Source organism: Hyalangium minutum, from assembly GCF_000737315.1.
GTDB classification, from domain to species: Bacteria; Myxococcota; Myxococcia; order Myxococcales; family Myxococcaceae; genus Hyalangium; species Hyalangium minutum.
Genome location: NZ_JMCB01000021.1, coordinates 51,043 through 74,535, shown reverse-complemented (window position 1 = coordinate 74,535; position 23,493 = coordinate 51,043). Strand labels below are relative to the sequence as shown.

The window sequence follows — 23,493 nt, the reverse complement described above, 5'->3', positions numbered from 1 at the left end:
TCAGGAGTAATACCCAGCTTGGCGAACTGGTCCTTGATGCCCTGGGGGACCTTGTCGAGCAGCTTCTGGCCGAGCTTGGCGGCCAGCTCAGGCGAGGTCTCCACGGCCTTCTGGAAGTCAGTCAGGGCGCCCTTCACGTCGCCCGACTGGAGCTTCTCGAAGGCATCCATGATGGCCGGAGCGGCCTTGCCAGCGGCGACCAGGTCCTCAGGGGTGAGGCCGGCCTTCTCCAGCTGAGCCTTGATGCCCGGGTCGTTGCCGATGGCAGTGAGAGCGGCGTCACGGGCCTTGTCGTTGCGCAGCAGGTCCTTGATGGCGCTGGTGTCACCACCGACGAGCTTCTCGAGCGAGCCCTGCAGGTCCTTGTTGGAGACAAGCTCCTTGAGGAACGCATCGTTGGTGAGCAGGGACTTGGCAGCGCCGAGGCTGTCGGGCAGCTGGTTGGCCAGACCCTTGAGGGCCTGAGTCGCCAGCTCCGGAGCGGCGGCCGCCGCGTCCTTGATGGCGCTGTAGGCACCCTTCCAGTCACCCTTCGAAGCAGCGTCCGCGGCCTCATAGAGCTTGGGCAGAGCGGCGCCCGACTTCTGGAGCGTCTCGGGAGTGATACCCAGCTTGGCGAACTGGTCCTTGATGCCCTGGGGGACCTTGTCGAGCAGCTTCTGGCCCAGCTTGGCGGCCAGCTCGGGCGAGGTCTCCACGGCCTTCTGGAAGTCAGTCAGGGCGCCCTTCACGTCGCCCGACTGGAGCTTCTCGAAGGCATCCATGATGGCCGGAGCGGCCTTGCCCGCGGCGACCAGGTCCTGCGGCGTCAGGCCGATCTTCTCCAGCTGAGCCTTGATGCCCGGATCATTGCCGATGGCGGTGAGCGCGGCGTCGCGAGCCTTGTCGTTGCGCAGCAGGTCCTTGATGGCGCTGGTGTCGCCACCGACGAGCTTCTCGAGCGAGCCCTGCAGGTCCTTGTTGGAGACGAGCTCCTTGAGGAACGCATCGTTGGTGAGCAGGGACTTGGCAGCGCCAAGGCTGTCCGGGAGCTGCTTGGCCAGACCCTTGAGAGCCTGGGTCGCGACATCCGGAGCAGCAGCGGCGGCATCCTTGAGGGCGCTGTAGGCACCCTTCCAGTCACCCTTGGACGCCGCATCCGCCGCGTCATAGAGCTTGGGCAGAGCCGCGCCGGCCTTCTGCAGGGCCTCGGGGGTGATGCCGAGCTTGGCGAACTGGTCCTTGATGCCCTGGGGCACCTTATCGAGCAGCTTCTGGCCCAGCTTGGCGGACAGATCCGGAGAAGCCTCCACGGCCTTCTGGAAGTCCGTGAGGGCGCCCTTCACATCGCCCGCCTGGAGCTTCTCGAAGGCGTCCCAGAGCTTCGGAGCAGCCTTGCCCGCCTGGACGAGGTCCTGCGGCGTCAGGCCGATCTTCTCGAGCTGCGCCTTGACGCCCGGATCATTGCCCAGTGCGGTGAGCGCGGCGTCGCGGGCCTTGTCGTTGCCCAGCAGCCCGCGCAGGCCCTCCATGCGCGTGGAGTCATTGAAGAGCTTGCCGACCTGATCATGCAGGTCCTTGTTGGTGGCGAGCTCCTTCACGAACGCGTCGTCGGTGAGCAGCGACTTGACGGCCCCAAGGCTGTCGGGGAGCTGCTTGGCCAGACCCTTGATGGCCTGCTGCACCACCTCGGGCGCGGCACCCGCGGCCTGCTTGAGGCTGTCGAAGGACTTCTGCCACTCGCCCTTCGCGGCCGCATCGGCGGCGTCATAGAGGTGGGGGAGGGCGTCGCCGGACTTCTGCAGGGCCTCGGGGGTGATGCCGAGCTTGGCGAACTGGTCCTTGATGCCCTGGGGCACCTTGTCGAGCAGCTTCTGGCCCAGCTTGGCGGCCAGATCCGGAGCGGCCTCCACGGCCTTCTGGAAGTCCGTGAGGGCGCCCTTCACATCGCCCGCCTGGAGCTTCTCGAAGGACTCGATCAGCTTCGGAGCGGCCTTGCCCGCCTGGACGAGGTCCTCAGGCGTGAGGCCAATCTTCTCCAGCTGCGCCTGGACGCCCGGGTCCTTGCCCAGCGCGGTGAGCGTGGCGTCACGGAGCTTGTCATTGCCGACCAGCTCACGCACGGCACCCAGGTCCGTGGGGTTCTTGATGAGCTTACCCACGGAGGAGTGGAGCGCGCTGTTGTTCACCAACTCCTGCACGAGCGCCTTGTCCGTGAGCAGCGTCTTGGCGACGCCGTCCGGCAGGTTCTGCGCCAGCCCGCGCACGGCCTTCTCGGCGATCTTCGGCGACGAGGTGGCCGCGTCCTTCAGGTGCCCGAGCGCCTCCTCGTAGTTGCCCTTCACCGCGGCCTGCGCGGCCTTCTCCAGGTGCGGCGCGGCGTTGTTGCCGGCCATCACCACGTCCTCGGCCGTCAGGCCCAGCTTCTCCAGCGCGCCCGCCTGGGCATGCTCAGTGGCTTCCGTCTTCTCGGGCGCCGTGGTGGAGCCGAGCATCGCCTGCTGCTGGCTGCGCTGGCTGGACGAGCTCGTCTGGGTCTCGAAGCCGTCCGACTTCGGCTTCACCTGGTTGGGCTTGACCTGGTTCTTCGCCGTCTTGGTGCCCGTCTGCTGCGCCTGGGCACCCTCGGCCTTCGGAGGATCCTTCGGCTTCGGTTGGACCTTGGGCTCATCGCGATCATTCGCCCGGTTGGAAGAACCACCACCACCGACGTTGCTGACAGACATGACGTACCTCGTGAAGACAGGAGCTCCCGGTTCGGCTCACCGGGGCGGGAGGTGGCAGCACCTCCCCTTGTGGGGGTTATCGCCCGGAGAGAATTCCAGTTGCCTAAGAAGGTTTCTCCCCGTGAGGAGTCCAAAGAGACCCCCTTGGCACGGATCATTTTTCCGCGTTGGCCTTGATGGCCTTGTTCACTTCCTCGATGGCCTTCTCGGTGAGCTGGACGGCTTGGTCGCGGCTGGCGGTGGCCTTGTCCTTCACCTCGGCGCGCTTGAGCGCGTTGAGCGCGTAGCGCAGGTACGTGAGCCCGTCCTCGATCTTCGGAGGGCTGGCGGCATAGGCAGCGTGGCTGAGCGCACCGAGGACGAACGCAGTAGCAACGGCGAGAGCTGTGCGGCGCATGGGGGTTCTCCGGTCCGGCAAGAGCAGAGGGGAGCGAATGGGTCCGCAGCGTAGTGGTTTCGCGGGAAAAACACGATGGGGCTGTATCTCGGAGCCTGCCGCTCTGGAGTGGAAGCAGGGGACCACGGCACTTTCGAGTCTTCCGCGCTCATGGTGTGCGGTGGCCCCTTTGGAGGACGGTCCTGCTCGGAGCGCGTGTCCGGAATCGGGTGTCGGCTGCCACCCACCTGGGGTGGGTCGCTACCTCGATTTGCGCTCTGGACGTGAGCAGCCAACCTCCTGAGAACATTCATTTTTTGTGACCGGTGAGGACCTCCCAGTTTTCTCTCCGCGGGCGCTCAATGGCTCCAGCAACCCGGCGTGAACTCGAGGAGGAAACCATGCGCATCAACGAGACCTGGAAGGTGCTGATCAGCACGCTTGGACTGTCCCTGGTGGGCTGTGGCGGTGCGGCCCTGGAGGGAGAGGAGCTGCTGGCGCGGAAGGGCCAGTCGCTGGACGGAGCGGTGACGGTGACGCTCAACGGCGCCGCGGAGCTGACGCTGGAGTGCGGCGTGGACTCTTGGAGCGACCCGGGGGCCACCGCGACGGATGCGGAGGGCAACCCGCTGCCGGTGATCACCTACAACTCGGGCAATGACGAGTACGGCCCAGGTCCCAACGCCAGCGCCGAGGGCATCTACTACGTGCAGTACGCGGCGCACGACGAAGCTTGGAACTCGGCGGACGTCATCCGCACGGTGAATGTGCAGGACACGCAGACGCCGACGCTGACGCTCAATGGGGACGCGGACATCACGCACGCGTGCGGCACGAACTTCGAGGATCCGGGCTTCACGGCGTCGGACGTGTGCTACGGGGATCTCACGAGCGAGGTGGTGCAGACGGGCTACGTGAACGGCTGGGTCGAGGGCACCTACACGCTGCTGTACGAGCTCTCGGATGGAGCGGGCCACACGGCGCCGGCGCTGACGCGCACGGTGAACGTGGTGGACTGCCCCTGGAACCGCTAGCGAAACCGCTTCCTCGCGGGGGGAGAGCGGGTAAGGTGCCGCGCACACACGCTCTACCCTTGGAGTTGTTCTCGAATGAAAGCCCTCGTTGCGGCCCTGGCGTTCGTCCCTGCTCTGGCACTCGCCCAGCAGCAGGACTTCTCGAAGGTCGAGGTGAAGTCGGCACCCGTCGCTGGCAACGTGCACATGCTCACGGGCGAAGGTGGCAACATCGCGGCGTCGGTGGGCCCGGACGGCATCCTGATCGTGGATGACCAGTTCCAGCCGCTCGCGGAGAAGATCAAGGCGGCCCTCGCCAAGCTGAACAAGGGGAAGCTGCAGTACGTGCTCAACACGCACTGGCACTTCGACCACACGGGCGGCAACACCACCTTTGGCAAGGAGGCCCGTATCGTGGCGCAGGATCAGGTGCGCGTGCGCCTGGCCAACGACCAGAAGATCTTCGGCAACCCGGTGCCGGCGCTGCCCAAGGAGGGACTGCCCGTCATCACCTATGACAACGCGATGTCCCTCTTCTTCAACGGCGAGGAGATCCGCCTGACGCACTACCCGGCGGGGCACACGGACGGAGACACGGTGGTGTACTTCACCGGCTCCAACGTGATGCACACGGGCGATCAGTTCGTCGTGGACACGTTCCCGTTCTTCGACATGGAGAACGGCGGCACCCCGGACGGCTACCTGGCCAACCTGGAGAAGATCGTCCAGAGCCTGCCGCCGGGCGTGAAGATCATCCCGGGCCATGGGCCGATGGCGGCCAAGGAGGACATGGAACGCGCGCTGGCCATGCTGAAGGAGACGACGTCCATCGTCCGCGCCAAGCGTGATGCGGGCAAGACGCTGGAGCAGGTGAAGGCCGAGGGCCTGCCGGAGAAGTACAAGAGCTGGGGCAACTTCTTCATCAAGGAGCCCGTGTACCTGGAGATGCTCTACAAGGGGCTGGCGCCGACGAAGAAGGCCGCCGCGCCCGCTACGCCCGCCAAGCCGGCGGCTCCGAAGAAGTAGGCCTCTTCCGGGCTCCTCACGGGCCATGGAGTCTCGCGCGGGCGCTTTGTTACGCTGCGGTGCGTGAGCACCCGGACCCAGGTTGACTCAGGCCGCTCGCAGCGCGACGAGCTGGAGCGGCTCCAGGAGGAACTGCGCGAGACCCGTTGCCAGCGGGAGACCCTGCCCCGGGAGAACGCCGAGCTGGCCGAGCAGGTGGATCGGCTGGAGCAGGAGGTCCGCTGGCTGAGCCGGATGGCCGAGGTGGCCCAGGCCGAGGCCGAGCGCCCTGCCTCTTCCCTGCCGGATCAGCTGGTGTTGCCCTTCCGCGCCACGCCCTCGCGGCGGACCGCCTACGGGCGGCTGCGCTACGCCCTGAAGATGCTGCCCTCGAGCGTGGCGATCTTCCTCTACTTCGGCAGCTCGGTGATCGGCTCGCTGCATCGCCTCGCCACGTACGGCGGCTTGCTGCTGCTGTGCCTGGCGCTCCTCTACGTCCTCCAGGGGCCGGAAGATGATGACGACGTGCAGTCCGCCTGGGGCTTTGACGAGGAGGGGCTCTCGCTGGAGGGGACGGAGGCGCTGAAGGGCAAGATCCTCTACTCGGAGATCCAGAGTGTGGAGGTCCGCCAGGGGTGGCTGCAGAGACTGTTTGGGTTCGGCTCTGTGCGCATCATCTGGAAGCCTGGCGTGCCGACGTCCATTGGGAAGGCCGTGAACTATCCGAACCGTACCGTGGACATCGACATGCTCGATGATCCGCGGCGGCTCGCCGAGTGGCTCCGGGAGCGGGCCCGCCTTCCGAAGGAGGCTGCGCATGTCGGGTGAGCGCTTTATCGACCCCGAGGTCTCCCAGGCCATCGAGCAGATCGAGGACACGCTGAATGCCGAGCGGCGCGCGCTGGGGCCGCTGCCGGGGGAGAACGCCGGGCTTCGGGAGAAGATTCAGCGGCTGACGGCCGAGCGGGACCGGCTGCGCGGTGAGCTGGAGAGGCTGAGGGAGGGACGGCCGCAGAGATTGCCTCGGCTCCCCGAGGTGTTGGCCCCGCCTCTGCGGATCCTGCCGCATGTGTCGATGCGGCGCCGGTTGCGGGAGGCCCTGCCGTTCCTGACGCCGTTGGGAGTTCTGGCGCTGTTCGGAAGGGAGCAGCTTGGCGTGTGGGCGCTGATCTTCCTCGGGGTGTTCGTGGCGTGGGGCGTGGCGCGCTTCGCGGATATCTCCCGCTCGAGGGATGGGTGGGACCTGAAGGAAGACGGGTTCGAGGCGAGCGGAGAAGGAGAGCCGAGCTTCGTGCGGTACTCGGAGATCTCCCAGGTGGAGGTCGAGATCACAGCCTCCCAGCGTCGGCGCGGCGTGAGCACGGTGCACGTGAGGAGCGAGCAGAAGGAGGAAGAGCGTTCCTTGAAGCTGCTGACGCTCAAGGATGTCCCCGAGGCTGAGCGCCTCGCGGCCTGGCTCCAAGCCAAGCGCCTGGAGCGGAAGGAGGAGTTGGGGTGAAGGCCTGTGGCTGAGGGGAGGGCGGCCGGGCGTCTCCTGCCGGGCGCAAGCGCGGGGGATTGGCTAACGTGCCGCGTGTCCATGCGTCGAGCCGCTGTCGCCCTCCTGGCGCTTCTTGTCACCGGATGCCGGGATGACCGTCTGGTGTCCGCGCTCCCACCGGGGTTGCGCGTGGACACCTATGCGCAGCGGTCCGCCTCGAAGGTGGACGTGCTGTGGGTGGTGGACAACTCGGGCTCGATGGCGCCGAGGCAGGAGAACCTCGCGCGCAACTTCCAGGCGTTCATTCGCCTGTTCCGGCAGGGGAGCATCGACTTCCGGCTCGCCGTCACGACGACGGACATCTTCGCGCGGCCCGGTGAGCTGGTGGGCACGCCCGCGCTGCTGGCGCCGGACACGCCGGATCTGGAGAGCGCCTTCGCCCGGAATGTGCGGGTGGGCACTTCGGGCAGCGCGTACGAGGCGGGACTGGAGGCCGCGCGGCTGGTGCTGGAGCGGCAGGCGGAGGAGGGAGCACCGTGGAAGGCGGCGCTCGCCACATGCGAGGCCGGGTGTGACACCGAGGCCTGCCACGAGGACTGTGCCGTGCGCTACCCCGTGCCGTTCCTGCGCCCGGGAGCGTTCCTGTACCTCGTCTTCGTCACGGATGAGGAGGACCGCTCGCCCTATGAGCTGCGCGCGTACTGGCGGGCGTTCGAGCAAGCTCAGGGCGTCGGCAATGACGGCACGGTGGTGGCCTCCGCCATCATGGGGGATGTGCCCACGAATGCCTGCGGAGCGACGCCGGGCAGCCGCTATCAGGAGCTGGCGAGACTGACAGGCGGAGAAGTGGGGAGCATCTGCGACGCCGAGTTTGCGGACACGCTGCGAGCGCTGGCGACGAGTGCGGTGGGGCTGCGACGGACGTTCGTGCTGTCGCACACCCCGGATCCGGAGACGATCGAGGTCCACGTTCGCTACCCGTGCGGAGTCTCGGCGGAAGCGGTGGCGGACTGCGAGGCCGTGGATCGCACAGCCTGTGAGGGCCAGCCTGCAGAGGCCTTGGGGACGGTATGCACACCTCGGCGCGAGGGCCAGGACGGGTGGCGCTACGAGGCGGAGCGGGGAGCAGTCTTCTTCGCGGGCCGCTCCGTGCCCGGCCTCGGCGCACGCGTGGAGGTGAGGTACTTCGAGGAGGGCACGCGGTGAGGGGGGGGGCGCTTGGACTTGCGCTGCTGTGTGCCGCATGTGGCGGCGATGTGGCGCAGCAGGTGCGGCCCCGGCTGGTGGCTCCTCCGGCAACACTGGAGCTGGGCACGGTGCCCGTGCTCCGAGAGGCAACGGGAGAGGTGCCCCTCGTCAACGCGGGACGCGCGGGGCTGCGAGTGTACGGCGTCCGCATTCAGGAGGCGGACGCGCCGTTCCGAGTGCTCTCGGTGCCGGAGAGCGTGAGTGCGGGGAGCGAGGAGGGGGTCCGGGTGGCGTTCGTGCCACCCACAGAGGCGGTGTACCGGGCCACGTTGGTGGTGGAAACGGACGACATGGAGCGCGGGGTGGTGGAGGTTGCGCTCACAGGGGAGGGGCGGACAGCGGCGGCATTGGAGCTGGAGCCAGCCGTGCTCGACTTTGGCCGCGTCCCCGAGGGACAGGCTGTGGCCCGCGCGTTCTCGCTCGGCGCAAGAGGCACGGCGGATCTGGTGCTGGAGGATCTCCGCCTTGCCCTGGGCACGAGTGAAGCCTTCAGTCTCGTGGGCTCGGTGCGGACACCTGCGGTGATAGAGCAGGGAAGCGACGTGCAACTCACCGTGCGCTGCGCGGCGCCTGTGGGAGCTTCGGGAGCCTTGGGCGGTGCGGTGCTGCTGCGAACCACGGCACCGGGGCGGCGTGAGGCCACGGTGGAGCTGCGAGGCTCGGTGAACCGGGCGCCCGTGCCCGTGGTGGTGCCGCTGGACACGAGCGAGCCGGGACAGCAGGTGGTGCTCGATGGGACGGGCTCGATGGATCCGGATGGGGACACGCCGCTGACGTACCAATGGGTGTTGCGCTCGCGGCCCGTGGGGGCACAGGCGTTCATCGCGGAGCCGGCGGCCGCGCGCACGGTGCTGCGGTTGGATGCGGCGGTACCGGGTGAATATGAGGTGGAGCTGCATGTAACGGATGCGGCAGGGGCTCGGAGTGTGGCACCCGCCCGGGCGAAGGTGGTGGCGGCGCCCGCTCAACAGCTCCTGGTGGAGATGTTCTGGGACAACGCGGTGACGGATCTGGATCTCCACGTGCTGAGGGACGCGGGAGCGGCGCTCGGGAGCATCCCGGACGACTGCCACTATGCGAACCCTCGTCCCGACTGGGGCACGCTGGGAGTGGCTCAGGATGATCCGGAGCTGCTGCGGGATGCGCTCACGGGATATGGGCCGGAGGTGTTCGGCTACGGAGAGCCGGCCCCTGGGAGCTACCGGCTGGCGGTGGTCTTCGCCCGGGAGAACGGGGCTGTGGATCCTCGAAGCACGGCGACCGTGCGCGTGTACGAGCGCGGAGTGTTGAAGGGGGAGTTCCGGCGAATGCTCTCGCATCAAGGGGATGCGTGGAGCGTGGCAGACGTGAGCTGGCCCGCAGGCGTCATCACGGAGGTGCCGTGACCCTGGCCTCTGTTGCCGTGCGAGCGCTCTCTCTCGGACTGATCGTGCTCGCCTGGGGAGCCTGCTCGGAGTCAAAGCCCTCGCCACGGCCCGATGCCGGAGTTCATCCTCAGGCCTGCGAGCGGCGAGAGGACTGCCCGGGAGGGCAAGTCTGCGCGCAAGAAGGGGTCTGCGGCTCGTGCGAGTCGAACGGCCAGTGTCGGCTGACGGAGCGATGTGACGCGGAGGCTCGCGTCTGCTCCTGGCGCGAGGGCTGGGGCGGGGACTGCGCGCGCAACGAGGAGTGCGCTCTGGGCGCCTGGTGTCATCAGGGCCAGTGCCTGCCACGGATCGCCGTCAGCCTTTGTCCCTCGGGGACGAAAGACGAGTGCCCCACGGGACAGCGGTGCAACCTTGGGAATCTCGTGTGCGAAGAGGACCTCGGCTGTCTCGAGGACGCGGACTGCGGCGCCAGCGAGATCTGCAACACGGGGCTGCATGCCTGTGTCCCTCGCTGCACAGAAGCGAACGGCTCGCTCGTCTGCGCCCCGGGCGAACGCTGTGCCGGGAGCCGCTGTGTCCAGTGCGTCGAGAGCGCGGAGTGTGGGCCCGGGTTCCTGTGTGATGCCGCGGGCCGCTGCGCGGTGACGCCTCGTTGCTACTCGGATCGGGACTGCCGGGTCCCGCTGTCCTGTCATGTGCCGACGGGAGCTTGCCTGGAGCGTCCTCCGCCCTGCACCTCCGATGAGACTTGTTCCGCGAGCCAGCGCTGTGACATCGGCACGGGGACCTGTGTGCCCCGGGCCTGCCAGGCGGATGCGCTGGAGCCGAATGACTCACCTTCGGTGGCCTTCCCGGTGAGCGCGAGCCAGTACCTCGAGCTGACCCTGTGCGCGGGGGATGTGGACCACTTCGCGATGGCACTGGAGAGAGGAGATCAGCTGGGAGTGAACGTCGAGGGAGATCCCCTCGCGGAGTCCTCCTTCTCCACGGTCATCTTGGACGCAGGGGGACGGGTGCTGTCCTCGGGGCGCATGCTTGCCTCTTTCGTCGCGGCGCTTCCGGGCACATACGTGGTCCGGGTTTCCACGCTGGCTCCCGCGCAGCACTACGATGTCGGCTTCTTCCTCTCGCGCGGCACGCCCTGTGACGATGACGGGCAAGAGCCCAACGATACTCCCTCGACGGCGAAGCCTTACGCTTCGGGGACAGTGGTGGAGGGTGTCATCTGTCCCCAGGACATGGACCACTTCACGCTGTCGGTGCCTGCGGGGCGCGGGGTGAGGGCCACTTTGTCGAACTACTCGGCTGCAAGTGGGCTGTTGCGTCTGTGCCTGTTCGAGGGCTCCACGGAGCTGGGCTGCTCGGAGGACCCATCGGGTGCAGTCGTCGCACTTCCGGCGGGGGCCGTGGGAGGCAAGACCCTCACCGCCCGAGTCTCGGGAGACGATGCCCGCGCGACGAACGGCTACACCTTCCAGGTGGAGTTCCCATGAGCGGACGTGCACGCCTGAGCGTCGTGCTCTTGTGCCTGCTCGCCGCCTGCGGTGGAGAGCGCCGGCCGAGTGTGGATGGCGGAGTTTCCGACGACGCAGGGACTCCTGGGCCTGCGGATGCAGGTCGGCCGGACGCGGGGCCCACGGATGGAGGAACGGATGCGGGAGTGCCGCCTCCGCCTCGAATCCTCGGAGCTCTGCCTGCGCGCGGAGAGAGCGGCGGAGGGACGTGGATCACGGTAAGGGGCAGTGGGTACCTGCTCGGAGTGGCGAGCAGCACCACGGAAGCCGCGAAGCGCACGGTGCTCAAGGTCGGTGGAGTTCCGGTGCGGGACTTCCAGATCATCGACGACACCTTGCTCGAGCTGCGCACACCTCCCGGTCCAGCAGGGTCCGCGGGCATCACCTTGGAGAATCCCCGAGGGCTTGCGGTCTGCGATGGCTGCTTCACGTGGTTCGAGCCACTCACCTTGCGCACGGTCTCTCCCGAGAGCGGGCCACTGGCGGGAGGCAACACCGTCACGTTGATGGGCTCCGGCTTTACGGATGAGACACGGGTGCTCTTCGGTGTCTTTACGAGTCCCACGGTGACGCGCCTCTCTTCCACGGAGCTGCGCGCCGTGGTCCCGAGGGGCCGCGCAGCGGACAGCGTGGAGGTCCGCATCTTCGGAGGAGGTGAAGGAGGCGCCCTGCGCCGGGCCTATCGCTACAGCGAGGATCTGCGCATCACGGATGTGGCTCCACTGACGGGACCTCTCGCAGGAGGGACCTCGGTGGTGCTCTCGGGTCAGGGATTCGGCGGGGCCACGGACGTGCTCTTCGGAGGTGTTCCCGCCGCCGCCTTTACCGTGGAGAGTCCGACGCGCATCACAGCCACCACGCCTCCTGGCACGACGTTAGGTGCAGTAGAGGTGCGCATCGTCACACCGAGAGATTCTTGGTCAGCTCGCAGTGGCTTCACCTATGTCGATGCCGCTGGGCCCTTCGCGCTCTATGGAGTCTTTCCGCACGTAGGCGCGCGGCCGGATGGCACGGTGACGTTGACGGGGCAGGGGCTGGATGCACCAGGACTGTCTGTGAGCTTCGGTGGCCAGCCCGTAGCCGGGGTCCCCGGTGCCGTGAACTTCACCACCGTTGGGGTCACTGTCCCCGTACGAGGAACTCTGCCGCGCATCGTGACGGTGACCGCAGCCCAGGGCACAGCGAGCGCGAGCCTCCAAGATGGGTACACCTTCAAGCTCGCCTTGACCTCTGTGGTCCCCTCGATCGGACCGCTCGCAGGCGGGACAGACGTGCTCCTCGAAGGGGCTCAACTTCCCTCTGATGCCAGGGTATCGGTCAGCGCGCAGGCGGCTCTGTCCACCTCTGTCGAGGGTGAGTCTCGGCTCCACTTCACTACCCCTCCAGGGGCAAGTGGTCCTGCAAATGACCTCCATGTCCAAGCCGCGAGTGACCCAGAGAACGAGGCCGTGCTGCCCGAGGTCTTCCGTTACGAGGCTCCGCTCCTGCTCGGCCAGGTCGAGCCTGCGCAAGGAGCCATCGCGGGGGGCACCCTCGTCACACTCCGAGGCGACGGCCTGGAGGAGGGCACCACGGTCACCTTTGGAGGCGAGCCCGCGCGAGACGTGCAGCGGGTGGATGCCCACACACTCACCTGCCGCACGCCGCCTGCGAGCCTGGGTTCCGTGGAAGTCGCCGTGATGCGAGGAAGCTCTCGGGCCGCACTGCCCCAGGGCTTCACCTTCTTCGACCCGCGTGGCCCTGGTGGACTGTCGGGTGCGCCATTCACCGGGACGCTCAACGTCACGGTGCTGAACTCCTCGTTTGGCTCCTATGGTGCACCGGTGTCTGGGGCGAAGGTGATGCTCGGCACGGATTCGGCGACACCCTTTCAAGGAAGCACGGACGCGCGGGGACAGCTGACGTTCTCGGACACGCGGCTCGCTGGAGCGCAGATGGTGACGGCCTATAAGGAGGGCTACGACGCCGTCACCGTCACTGACATTCGAGCGGAGAACCTGACGGTCTTCCTCCGCCGCATCGGGAGCGAAGCCAACCCCGGCGATCCGCCGCTTCCTCCCTCGGCGGTCATCACAGGACGGGTGCGTGGGTTCAAGCCTCCCCGGCCACTCGGGTCCGACGAGGAACTGGAAGCGCGCGTCTTCGTTGCCCAGTCGAGCCCCGCAGGAGGCCCACCCTTCGGAGGCGTGGGAGACCGGACCCAGGACACGTGGAAGCTGCGCGTGGATGGCGGCGCCTTCCGAGTCCACGCCCAGCCAGGGCTGCGAGCCGTCTACGCGGTGCTGGGAGTGGTGAGGGACACGGAGTTCGAGCCATATCTGCTGGGCATCCACCGAGGCATTGCTGCCTCCAGCACCCGGGTGGCGGAAGGCAGGGACGTGGTGCTCGACATGCACCTGGATGTCACCGCGCCACTCACCGCCGAGGGCCCTGTGCGCGTGGGCGGAGTTCCCGCGCTGCATGAGGTCTACGCATGGCTGGAGCTGGGCTCGGAAGGGTTCGTCCCGCACCCGTCCAATTGGGGCACGGGGACGCGGCTCTCCTCGGCTGTGACAGGCTCCGGGCCGCAGCTCACGTTCCCGTTCTTCCCTCGGCTCGATGGGTCGAGCTTTCTCTTCCTCGACTTGCTTCGAGGCACCACCGCATACCCGCAGAGCCTGCTCTACCACCGGCAGTCAGGTGCTCTGTCCCAAGGGGTGACGTTGGGACCCGTGTTGCCACTTCCCACCTTCACCACACCCGCTCAGGGCGGTCGCTTCGAAGGTCAGCTGGCATGGCGTGCGGAGGGCAGCGCGACGCCGGATGTACAGCAGCTCGTCCTCGCGGAGCTGGGAACCACCGGAGGCCCACGATGGACGGTGATCATGCCAGGCGGGATGGCCCAGGTGACGATGCCTGCCCCGGCCTTGGAAGTGCTGCGCGCCACGCTCCCGCAGGGAGCCGTGCTCCGTGCGGAGCTGACCACCAGCCGCGTGCCGCGCTTCCAATATGACCGCTGGACCTATGACACGCTGTCCCCCATCTCGTGGACCGCGTATGCGCTGGCCCGCCAGGAACAGATCCGCCCGTGAACCGCTTCGGCCCTCTCGCCCTGCTGCTGCTGCTCGCTGCCTGCTCTGATACCCAGGGCGGCGCGGCCTGCCGAGAGCCCTCGGATTGTGGGGCGCCAGCGGAGGCCTATCGCTGCGATGCGGATTCCAGAGCGTGTCTCTGCCGCACGGACGCGGCGTGTGCCCCAGGCGAGCTGTGCAACCCTGCGGGCTTCTGCCAGCCGCGCGCGGGCTGCGAGAAGAACGCGGACTGCACGGACCCAGCCTTCTTCTGTGACACCTCGACCGGCACCTGTCTCGCGCGAGGGCGCTGCACTACGGATCTGCACTGCGAGGCCGGCGAAGTCTGTGACGCCTCGCGTGCGGCGTGCGAGGAGGGCTGCAGGAGCGCGGGCGACTGTCCAGGCACGGCGTGCCGCTGTGGAGACGCCGCTTGTGTCTGTGATGCGGTGGATGAAGCGGGGCGCGCCGCCTGTGCGGTAGGTGTCTGTGACGCAGCCTTCTGCGCGTCCGAGCGCGACTGTGCCTTCGGCGAGCGCTGCGGCACTCCGGCTGGTGAGTCCCGAGCGCGTTGCTACAGCGACGCGGATCCGCTTCGCCGTCCCTACTGCGCCAGCTGCAACTATGGCGGTGGCATCCAGGTGTGCGGGCGGGGCGCCAACTATTGCCTCGTGGAGACAGCGCCTGGAGGGGGCTCCTTCTGCGGCGTGGATTGCTCCGGGGGGCAGGTTTGTCCCAATGGCTATCAATGCGCGGACGTGGTGGTGGCTTACAGCCGCTCGCGCTGCCGCACCGACGCCGAGTGCTCGCCGGATCCATCACTGCCCTGCCACGAGGACGGGGACTGCCCTCACGGTGGAGGGTGTGTGAAGGGCTTGGGAGAGCAGGTGGGCGCATGCGCGGGCCGCTGTGACGTGGCCGAGGGCGATGTGCTGGGCTACTGCTCGTGCCTGCTGGACACGGACTGCGCGCAGGGCACCTGCAGCCAGGGCTCGTGCACGCTGAGCCGCAAGCCGTGCGTGACGGATGGAGACTGCCGGCCCGTGCGCTGCGTGGATCTTCGCGGGGTGGGCGGCTGCCTCATCGGGCAGAACTGCGCTCCGGACGAGGGTCTCACCTGCAACGAAGTGGTGCCTCGCTGAGTTCTAGGGTTTTCCCGTAGCGGATTCCCGACAGGCTCTCTCCTCTTGCAACTCAGTGGCATTGGTACCTGCCAGGGCTTGGGCGGAATGCGGGCAAAACTTGTTTTGAGGGTTCTCCCTAATTTCAAGGATAGAGCGATTTCTGTACTTATCCTGTTCATCGGGCTTCGGAGGAAAAACCGATTGGTCCGCTTAAGCCAGGAGAACGTGTAATGACCCGTTTCGCGAAGAAGATGGTCCCGGTGCTGTCCGTTGCCGTTCTGGGTGGGGCTTCGCTGGCATATGCCGGTTACACCTCGGAGTCGGCGTACTGCTACAAGAACACGGATGGTTCGGGTGGCTGCTACGGCTCTTTCCTTGGATTCCAGAACCACGCGGGCAGCAGCACCCAGGCGTACTTCTACCGGCACGACAGCGGTAGCAAGAGCTTCTACGGCGCGTACACCAATACCTCGACGGGCGTGACCACCACGGGGAGCTGCACGCCGGACGCCGCCACCGGGGCGCTCTGGAGCAAGGCGCTCACACTCTCGGGCTACTTCAACATCCAGTGGGACGCGACCGGCACCTGCACCTATCTGTACCTGAACAACGGCTCCCAGTACTCCAACTTCTGAGCCGAGCGCCATGTCCGCCTCTTCTCTTCGTGGATGGATGCTGGGGCTGGCGCTGGCCGTGGGCAGCGGCGTGGGGAGCTACCTCGCCGTGAGCCATGGTCAGGAGGCCCAGAAGCAGCGTCTGGAGCAGGTGGCCGAGGAGCTGTCCTCGCTGCGCAAGGCCGTCATGGCCCGGCCCCCGGCCCCCATGCCGGTTCAGGGCGGGGTGGCGGCAGGCCTTCCTCCGGCCATCCAGTCCGGAGAGGCCCGGCTGGCTCCGGCGGATCTCGACGCCATCGCCGCGCGGATGGTGACGCAGCTCCAGCAGTCCGGAGCCTTCGAGTCCTCCGATTCCTCCCAGCGTGAGCCTCAGGCGCCCCCGGCACCGCCACCCCTCAAGCCGGAGCAGCAGCAGGCCCTGGCGCGAGCCAACAGCTTGGTGGACCGGGTGCTGGCCACGGGGAAGCTGACGATGGAGGACTCGCAGGAGATCCGGCGAGAGCTGGCTCAGCTGCGGTCTCGCGCGGAGGCGGACGAGGTGCGGCGGCGCATCATGGTTGCCATCAACAAGAACCAGCTGGTTCCCCCCGAGAGCCCCGAGGGTCTGCCGTAGTGACTCGGAGGCGCCGGACGGGCGGAGGTAATCCCGCCCGAAGGTTTCACGCCGGGAGACGGACGTCGCGCTCCTGGTGGTTCAGGTGACACAGCAGTTCCATCAACCCCTCGATGAATGGGGTGAGGCGGCAAGCCCGCTCACCCGCAGGAGAATGGCAATGAACCGGTTCATGAAGAAGCTGGCCCCCGTGGTGTCCCTGGCTGCTCTCGGTGTTGCTTCGGTGGCGAGCGCTGGCTACAGCTACAACAGCGGGTACTGCTACCAGTACACGGACGGCTCGGGCTACTGCTACGGCAACCTCCGCGGCTGGCGCGCGCATGCCCAGAGCACGGCCTACACGTACTTCTGGGAGAACGACTCCGGCGGCCGCGGCTTCTACGCGCGCTACACAGTGTCCGGCGCGACTGCCCCCAGCACCTATAGCTGCACTCCGGACGCGGCGGTGTCGGCCTTGTGGAGCTCGGCGCTCGCGAACCAGGGGCGTTTCTACATCAACTGGGACGCCAACGGCGCCTGCTACAGCCTGTCCATCTACAACGGCTCGGCGTACTCCAACTTCTGAGTGGGCATGCGGGTGAGCCCGGCCCTGTGGGGCCCGGGTGTCTTCTCCGCCAGCAAGACGCCGTGGGTGGGAGCCCCCGCCCGCGGCGTTCGTGCGTCTGGGGCCCGGCCGGTTGGGTGGGGTTGAATACTTCGGGGGGGCCTCCGTCAGAAGGGGCACAAGGCGATACGACGGAGGAAATCGAAAATGGCCCTCAAGACCGGCATCTTCTCCCTGGCTCTCGGCGCGCTGCTCCTCAGCACCTCGGCGATGGCGGACGACAACCAGTTTCAAGCCCAGCACCACAGGGATGACCAGGGCTTCCGCGGCGGCCATCGCCGGGATGACCGCCGGGATGACCGCTGGAACGACCAAGACCGCCAGTATGGCCGCCCCGTCTATGGCCACGTGCACAGCAGCGCCTGCCGCCACGGCGCGCAGCCGACGTCTCCGCAGAACCAGCAGGGCCGGTATGAACTGAGGCAGGTGCAGCAGTGGGTGCCCGGCCGCTACGAGCAGGTGTGGGTGCCGCAGGATTGCCACTACAAGCCGCGCCGGGGAACGACGCAGTGCCGCGGCGGCTACTACGATCAGCGCTGGGTCGAGGGTTACTACCAGGTGGCGGAGCAGTGGGTGTGGGTCCCCCACCACTGGAACCGCGGCACTGGCCCCGAGTGGGGCACCCCGGTGAACTACTACTACCAGTAGTCCGCGGTGACGCCGGGAGCCTTCGTCTCCCGGCGGACCGGTGAGTTACACTCCCAAGTGTCTTTTGAGCGGCGCCCTGCTAGGGATCACCTGGCATGGCGACCGCTTTTGTTTCTGGAGCAGGGGTTCGCATTGGCAGCGCCGTCGCGCGGGCCCTCGGGCAGGCCGGCTATGATCTGGCGCTGCATGCCCATCGCTCGCTGAAGCCCCTGGAGGCCCTGGCCTCGGAGCTTCAAGCCCTCGGCCGGAAGGTGTCGCTCTACTCGGCGGATCTCTCCGACCCGCGCGGCGTGGACGCGCTGGGAGCCCAGCTCCGCGAGGCCCACCCGGTGCTCGATGTGGTGGTCCACAATGCGGGCCTGTACGAGCGCGTGGCCTTCGAGGCCATTACCCGCGAGCAGTACCGGACGATGCTCGCGGTGAACGTGGACGCGCCCTTCTTCCTCACCCAGGCCCTGCTGCCGAGCCTGCGCGCTGCTCCGCAGCCGCTGGTGGTGCATGTCACGGACATTGGCGGAGAGCGCGCGGTGAGCCACTACGCGCACTACTCGGTGAGCAAGGCGGCGCTGCTCATGCTCACGCGGGCGTTGGCCGTGGAGCTGGCCCCGCACGTGCGCATCAACGCGGTGTCCCCAGGCGTGGTGGCCTTCCCCGAGCACTATGACGCCGCCGCTCGCGAGGAGTTCCTCCAACGCGTCCCCATGGGCCGCGAGGGCAGCGTGGAGGACATCGCCCGCGTGGTGGTGTTCCTCGCCCGCGAGGCGCCCTACATCACCGGTCAGGTGGTGGCGGTGGATGGAGGAAGGAGCGCGCAGCTGTGAGCGAGCCTCTGCGATGGCCTTCGGTCACGGATGTACGGGGCCGCCCCTTGGACGTCATCGAGGTGCGAGGCCTCACGGTGGACTGCATCGTGGGGGTCTACCGCCGCGAGCGGGTGGTGGTTCAGCCCCTACAGTTGGACGTAGCCCTCTTCCTCGACACGCGCGAGGCGGCCCATGGCGGCAAGCTGGCCCGTACCGTCCACTACGGGCGCCTCGAGGGAGAGCTGCGCTTCCTGCTCGAGTCCTGCCGCTTCGAGTTGCTGGAGTCCGCCACCGAGGCCGTGTGCCGCTATTTGCTGGCACCTCCGACCGAAGACTCGCACCGGGCTCAGGTCCACGCGGCCACCGTGCGCGTCACCAAGCCTCAGGCGCTCGGTGGGCGGGCGATTCCCTCTCTGCAGGTGCACCGCACCGCGGACGAGATGCACTACACGGTGGAGGACAAGCCCTTCGGCCGTGTGGAAATCATCCAGGAGAGCGAGGGTTACGGTATCTACCGCCTGTGCATCCGGCCCGGTGGCTCCATCTCCCCTCACGTCCACCAGATGATGGAGGAGAGCGAGCTGGTGCTGGGCGCGGGTCTCCAACTGCAGGGCAAGCCCGTGGCGCGGGGTATGGCCTTCCGCTGGCCGCGAGGCTTCGCACACCGCTACGACAACCCGAGCCCCGGCATGCAGACTGTCCTCTGCGTGGACCGTCCTCGCTTCATTCCCTCGGATGAGGTGGAGACCGCCGTCCCCACCGAGGCGCTCCAGCCGCAGGAGGGCCGCTCCTACTACCCGCCGGAGGAGGCCGCCGCGCCGGGAGAGCCGGGCTCGTCCTCACCCGCGTAGATGCAGCCGCTGGTGCACGTCTCGCGCACCACCACGCGGCTCAGCTGCGGCAGGGCGGGGCGCAGCCGCTGCCAGAGCCACCGCGCCAGGTTCTCGCTCGTCGGGTTCTCCAGCCCCTCCACCTCGTTCAGGTAGTAGTGGTCGAGCCGGGCATGCAGCGGCGCGAAGGCCTCCTTGATGTCCGAGAAGTCCATGATCCAGCCGGAGTGCGCACCCACGGGCCCTCGCACGTGGAGCTCCACGCGATAGCTGTGACCATGCAAGCGGCTGCACTTGTGGCCGGCCGGGACATGGGGCAGCCGGTGGGCGGCCTCGAAGGTGAACTCCTTGAAGATCTCCACGAAGACTCCTGGTGCTGCGGGCACGACGCACGCGAACCCTTGCTCTTACACATGACTACGCGGGGCGCATCCATTTTCCTGTACGGCGCTTCTACCCCAGCCGCCCTTTTCCACGGAACGGGCTGATCCGCCAGCTTGCCCTGGCGGCTTGGCCTCCCTGGGGCGTCGGGCTGCCCCTGAGGCACCGCCGCGTGTAGACTCGGGCTTCCGAGCCCGCCTCCTGGAGCCCGCTCCTTGGTGTCGCCCCCAGAAACCGCCCTCTCCGTCGCCTTGGTTCCCGCGGACTCCTCCGCCCGTGAGCCCCTCGTCCGTGCCGCCGCCCGAGTAGGGCTGCGGGTGGCCGAGCAGCCCAAGGGGGCCGCCGTCATCCTCGTGGACCTCACCGCCGCAGGCAGCGGCCCGGCGCTCGCTGCCCTGCTCGATACGGGTGAGTCCTCCCGCGCCCTGCTGCTGGCCCTGGTGGACCCCGGTGAGGACGCCTTCGCCTCCCTGGAGCCGCTCAAGCCCGCGGATGTCATCACCAGCGCCGTGCCCCATGAGCTCGCCTACCGCCTCCAGCGCCTGGCAGAGCGCTACCGGGAGCGTGAGGAGCAGTCCCAGCTTCAGAAGGACCTCTCACTCCTCCTCGAGCTGACAGCCGACTACGCCGAGAGCCTCGACGTGGAGGCCCTGCTCCACGACGTGACGCGCCGCCTGGCCCTCCAGATGGACATCTCCCGCGCCTCGCTGGTGATGTTGGATCCGGACTCGCAGGAGGGGGTCATCGTCGCCTCCAGCGATGATCCGGCACTGAAGGACCGGCGCATCGAGCTGGCGCGCTATCCGGAGATCCGCGAGGTGGTCCGCACCGCCCGCCCCGTGGTGGTGGAGAACGCCCCCAACCATCCCCTGCTGGAGGGCGTGCACAGCGCCGTGGCCGCCCAGGGCATCCACGCCATCGCCGCGCTGCCCCTGCCCATCCGCGGCCAGGTGCGTGGTGTGCTCCTGCTCCGGGCCTCGGGCCGCCGGCGCACCTTCGCCGCCCGTGAAATCGACTTCCTCACCACCGTGTCGCACGCCACCGCCATTGCGCTGCGCAACGCCTCGGTGCTCGAGACCGTGCGCGGACAGACGGAGCGTGAGAAGTCCGCGCGCATCGCCGCCGAGGAGCAGGCCGCCGCGCTGCGCACCTACCGCCTCTTCTTCGCCAATGTGGGCGATGGCGTGGCCATCCTCGACGACAAGGCGAGCGTGCTCAGCCTCAACCCCGCCGCCGAGTCCTTGCTGGACACCTCGGCCGAGCAGGCCCGCGGGCGCCACCTGCTCCAACTCGCCCAGACGGTGGATGACGGAGTGCTGATGGAGATGGTCAGCGCCGCCAGCCGCGGAGAGACGCGCTCCAACCTGGACGTGCAGGTGCAGACCCTGAGCGGCAGGTACCTGACGCTCTCCATGGCGGCAGCGCCGCTGAAGGACGGCAGCGCCGCCACCATCCTCTCGTTCCGCGACGTGACGCTCGCGCGCAAGCTGGCCGACGAGCTGCGCCACACCAAGGACTTCCTGGAGCGGCTCATCGACTCGTCGGTGGACGCCATCATCGCGGCGGACATGCAGGGCCGCGTCATCCTCTTCAACAAGGGCGCCGAGGCCGTGCTCGGCTACTCCTCCCACGAGGTCCTCGCGGGGATGACCACCCGGCAGATCTACCCCAAGGGCGTTCCCGAGCGCATCATGGCCCAGCTGCGCAGCCCGGACTTTGGCGGTCGCGGCCGGCTCTCCATGTGCCGCCAGGATCTGATCAACCGCTCGGGCGAGCTCGTCCCGGTGAACATGACGGCCTCCATCCTCTACGAGGGCGGCCGCGAGGTGGCCACCGTGGGCATCTTCACGGACCTCCGCGACCGCATGCAGCTGGAGCGCAAGCTGTCGGACGTGGAGACGCGCCTGGAGGAGAGTGAGAAGAGCGCCGTCATCGTCGCGCTGGCCGGCACCGCCGCCCACGAGCTCAACCAGCCGCTCACCTCGGTGATGGGCTACGCCGAGCTGCTCAAGCGCAGGCTCAAGCCCGAGGACTTTGCCTATAGGCCCGTGGACATCATCTACCGCGAAGCCGAGCGCATGGCGGAGATCGTCCGGAAGATCGGAAAGATCACCCGCTACGAGACCAAGGCATACGTCGGGACGCAGCGCATCCTTGACCTGGACAAGGCCACCTCCCATGAAGAGTGACTCCCGCGTGCTGCGCATGTCCGGCGGCGCGTTGCCGGAGATCTACCAGGACCTCTTCGAGCTGCTCGATGAGCCCCTCGCCTTGTGCGATCCGGCGCTGAAGCTGCTCACGGCCAACCCCTGCTTCGAGCGCTTCAGCACCTCCCACGCCAGCACGCCCGAGGGGGTGGTCTCCGCCGTGCTGGAGACGCTGGCCCGGATCCGCAGCCGGGTGCCCGAGGAGGGAGACACCTGTGAGGTCGAGCTGGCACTCCAGGGCTCCCGTCCGGTCCGGGTGAAGCTGACGCGCCGGGGCTCCACGGTGCTGGTGCGCGGCCAGCCCGAGCCCGTCCGGCTCATGGTGGCCGAGCGCGCCCTGCTGGAGCAGGCTCGCACCGAGGGTGTGCTGCTGGACCTCAGCCGCAGCGTGGCGGAGGCCGGGGGCGAGGAGGAGCTCGTCGCGGCCGTGGCGCGCGGCGTAAAGGAGCTTTTCCCCTCTCGCGCCTTCTGCATCCGCATCGTCGACGCCCGCACCGGCGGTCTCACCTCGCTCTACGCCGAGGGGCGGCTCAAGGAGGGCGCGCACGAGCCGCTGGTCCTCAAGCAGAGCGCGGTGAAGAAGACGCACCTGGACGTGAAGGTGCTGCCCGCCGATCGCGTGGTGGTGAGCCGCGAGGTGCCGCTGTTGTTCCAGGGCTGCGCCCATGGCGTGAGCGCTCCGCTGGTCGCCAGCGGCCAGCTCGTCGGCGCCATCAACATGGAGTACCCCGAGGGCCTCGAGGCGGATGTGGCCCATGACGAGCGGGTGCTCTTGCAGCTGGCCAACCAGGTCGCCGTGGCGGTGCGCAACGCGAAGCTCATCGACGAGCTGACGTTCGTGCGCAAGTACCTGGAGGACCTGCTGGAGAAGGCCAACGCCCTCATCCTGGTGGTCAACCAGGACAAGCGGGTGGTGGTCTTCAACCGGGCCCTCACCGCGCTCACCGGCTTCACCAAGGACGAGGTGCTGGGCAAGGACGCGCTCTCCTTCATCCCTGAGAGCGAGCACATGCGCGTCGGCGCCATCTTCTCGGCGGCCATGCAGGGCGAGTCGGCGAACACGTTCGAGACGCGGTTGCGCTCGAGCAACGGCGAGGTGCGTGTGGCCTTCGCCACCTCCACCATGCTCACGCCTCAGGGCGAGGTGGAGGGCGTCATCGCCATCGGGCAGGATCTCACCGTGCTCCGGGAGCTGGAGCGCCGCATCGTCCACGCGGAGAAGCTGGCCACCATTGGCCAACTCGCCGCCAGCGTGGTGCACGAGATCAACAACCCCATGACGGCGGTGGCCGCCTACAGCGAGTCCCTGCTGATGAACGCCCGGCTGCGCCCGGACTCCAACCCGGCGGACCTGGAGAAGCTGCGGAAGATCCAGGAGAGCAGCCAGCGCATCCTCCGCTTCACCAAGGACCTCGTGTCCTACGCGCGCCCGGCCAAGGACAAGCCGGAGAAGGTGCTGCTCACCGCCGTCTTGGATCAGGCGGTGGGCTACTGCGAGCACGTGGTGACGCAGGCCAAGGTGAGCGTGCGCCGCGAGTACACCGAGCTGCCGCCCATCTCCGCTGTCCGTGCCAACCTGGCGCAGGTCTTCGTCAACCTCATCACCAACGCGTGCCACGCCATGTCCCCCGGCGGCCAGGTGACGCTCACCACCCGCCGCGAGGGCCAGGATGCCGTGGCCGAGGTGCGCGACACGGGCACGGGCATCGACCCGAAGAACCTGCGGCGCATCTTCGATCCCTTCTTCACCACCAAGGAGGAGGGGAAAGGCACGGGCCTGGGGCTCTCCATCGTCCAGGGCATCGTCGAGAGCCACGGTGGCCGCATCAGCGTGGACAGCGCGCTCGGCCAGGGCACCACGTTCACCCTGCGGCTGCCCCTGGCTGGCACGGGGGGCCGCTGATCCAGGGA

20 protein-coding genes are annotated in these 23,493 nt (G+C 68.0%); 17 read left to right on the top strand and 3 right to left on the bottom strand.

Translation table 11 applies throughout. The features are described 5' to 3' along the window. Together DB31_RS37715 and DB31_RS37710 are read right to left on the bottom strand one after the other, a co-directional pair. Positions 1-2,705 (bottom strand): tetratricopeptide repeat protein (locus DB31_RS37715; RefSeq protein ID WP_044197327.1); only part of this gene is annotated, 2,705 nt, incomplete at its 3' end. Between the two features lie 154 nt (positions 2,706-2,859). Further along, complete coding sequence (locus tag DB31_RS37710; RefSeq protein WP_044197325.1) at positions 2,860-3,102, bottom strand: hypothetical protein; 243 nt, start codon at positions 3,100-3,102, stop codon at positions 2,860-2,862. Between the two features lie 380 nt (positions 3,103-3,482). Between DB31_RS37710 and DB31_RS37705 the strand changes: the two genes are divergently transcribed. From DB31_RS37705 to DB31_RS37635, 15 genes are all read left to right on the top strand, one after another. Next, positions 3,483-4,115, top strand: coding sequence for a DUF5011 domain-containing protein (locus DB31_RS37705; protein WP_240487110.1), 633 nt, complete (start codon positions 3,483-3,485; stop codon positions 4,113-4,115). 75 nt (positions 4,116-4,190) lie between these two features. Continuing rightward, positions 4,191-5,120 carry an MBL fold metallo-hydrolase gene (locus DB31_RS37700; RefSeq protein ID WP_044197322.1) on the top strand — a complete coding sequence of 310 codons (930 nt, stop codon included), beginning with the start codon at positions 4,191-4,193 and terminating at the stop codon, positions 5,118-5,120. A gap of 63 nt (positions 5,121-5,183) precedes the next feature. Next, the gene (locus DB31_RS37695) at positions 5,184-5,927 is read left to right on the top strand and encodes a PH domain-containing protein (RefSeq protein WP_044197320.1); all 744 of its coding nucleotides are present in this window, start codon (positions 5,184-5,186) and stop codon (positions 5,925-5,927) included. After that, positions 5,917-6,597: a PH domain-containing protein gene (locus DB31_RS37690; protein ID WP_044197318.1), complete on the top strand. Its 681-nt coding sequence runs from the start codon at positions 5,917-5,919 to the stop codon at positions 6,595-6,597. Before DB31_RS37695 ends, DB31_RS37690 begins: the two co-directional genes overlap by 11 nt. An 81-nt stretch (positions 6,598-6,678) precedes the next feature. Next, positions 6,679-7,785, top strand: coding sequence for a vWA domain-containing protein (locus DB31_RS49810; protein ID WP_169787146.1), 1,107 nt, complete (start codon positions 6,679-6,681; stop codon positions 7,783-7,785). Then, on the top strand, positions 7,782-9,212 hold the full coding sequence (locus tag DB31_RS51385; protein ID WP_169787148.1) for a choice-of-anchor D domain-containing protein: 1,431 nt from the start codon (positions 7,782-7,784) through the stop codon (positions 9,210-9,212). Before DB31_RS49810 ends, DB31_RS51385 begins: the two co-directional genes overlap by 4 nt. 404 nt (positions 9,213-9,616) lie before the next feature. Next, positions 9,617-10,687, top strand: coding sequence for a hypothetical protein (locus DB31_RS37675; RefSeq protein ID WP_157232365.1), 1,071 nt, complete (start codon positions 9,617-9,619; stop codon positions 10,685-10,687). Beyond that, entirely contained in the window at positions 10,684-13,779 is a 3,096-nt protein-coding gene (locus DB31_RS37670) for an IPT/TIG domain-containing protein (RefSeq protein WP_083969140.1), read from the top strand. Before DB31_RS37675 ends, DB31_RS37670 begins: the two co-directional genes overlap by 4 nt. Next, positions 13,776-14,900 (top strand): hypothetical protein, encoded by a 1,125-nt coding sequence (locus tag DB31_RS49340; RefSeq protein WP_157232364.1) that lies wholly within the window; start codon positions 13,776-13,778, stop codon positions 14,898-14,900. The genes DB31_RS37670 and DB31_RS49340 overlap by 4 nt, the downstream gene beginning before the upstream one ends. 212 nt (positions 14,901-15,112) lie before the next feature. After that, entirely contained in the window at positions 15,113-15,517 is a 405-nt protein-coding gene (locus DB31_RS37660) for a hypothetical protein (RefSeq protein WP_044197300.1), read from the top strand. Positions 15,518-15,527: 10 nt separating this feature from the next. Beyond that, the gene (locus DB31_RS37655; RefSeq protein WP_157232363.1) at positions 15,528-16,109 is read left to right on the top strand and encodes a hypothetical protein; all 582 of its coding nucleotides are present in this window, start codon (positions 15,528-15,530) and stop codon (positions 16,107-16,109) included. A gap of 160 nt (positions 16,110-16,269) precedes the next feature. Further along, positions 16,270-16,674, top strand: a complete 405-nt coding sequence (locus DB31_RS37650; protein ID WP_044197298.1) for a hypothetical protein — start codon at positions 16,270-16,272, stop codon at positions 16,672-16,674. A gap of 186 nt (positions 16,675-16,860) precedes the next feature. After that, complete coding sequence (locus tag DB31_RS37645) at positions 16,861-17,361, top strand: hypothetical protein (protein WP_044197297.1); 501 nt, start codon at positions 16,861-16,863, stop codon at positions 17,359-17,361. A gap of 95 nt (positions 17,362-17,456) precedes the next feature. Then, positions 17,457-18,182, top strand: coding sequence for an SDR family NAD(P)-dependent oxidoreductase (locus tag DB31_RS37640; protein ID WP_044197295.1), 726 nt, complete (start codon positions 17,457-17,459; stop codon positions 18,180-18,182). Continuing rightward, entirely contained in the window at positions 18,179-19,015 is an 837-nt protein-coding gene (locus tag DB31_RS37635; RefSeq protein WP_044197293.1) for a dihydroneopterin aldolase, read from the top strand. The genes DB31_RS37640 and DB31_RS37635 overlap by 4 nt, the downstream gene beginning before the upstream one ends. Here DB31_RS37635 and queD read toward each other — a convergent pair. Next, entirely contained in the window at positions 18,958-19,356 is a 399-nt protein-coding gene (gene queD, locus DB31_RS37630; RefSeq protein ID WP_044197291.1) for a 6-carboxytetrahydropterin synthase QueD, read from the bottom strand. The genes DB31_RS37635 and queD overlap by 58 nt on opposite strands. 234 nt (positions 19,357-19,590) lie before the next feature. Between queD and DB31_RS37625 the strand changes: the two genes are divergently transcribed. Continuing rightward, entirely contained in the window at positions 19,591-21,564 is a 1,974-nt protein-coding gene (locus DB31_RS37625; protein WP_169787147.1) for a PAS domain S-box protein, read from the top strand. Further along, positions 21,554-23,485 (top strand): GAF domain-containing sensor histidine kinase, encoded by a 1,932-nt coding sequence (locus DB31_RS37620; protein WP_044197289.1) that lies wholly within the window; start codon positions 21,554-21,556, stop codon positions 23,483-23,485. Before DB31_RS37625 ends, DB31_RS37620 begins: the two co-directional genes overlap by 11 nt. Positions 23,486-23,493 lie beyond the last annotated feature (8 nt).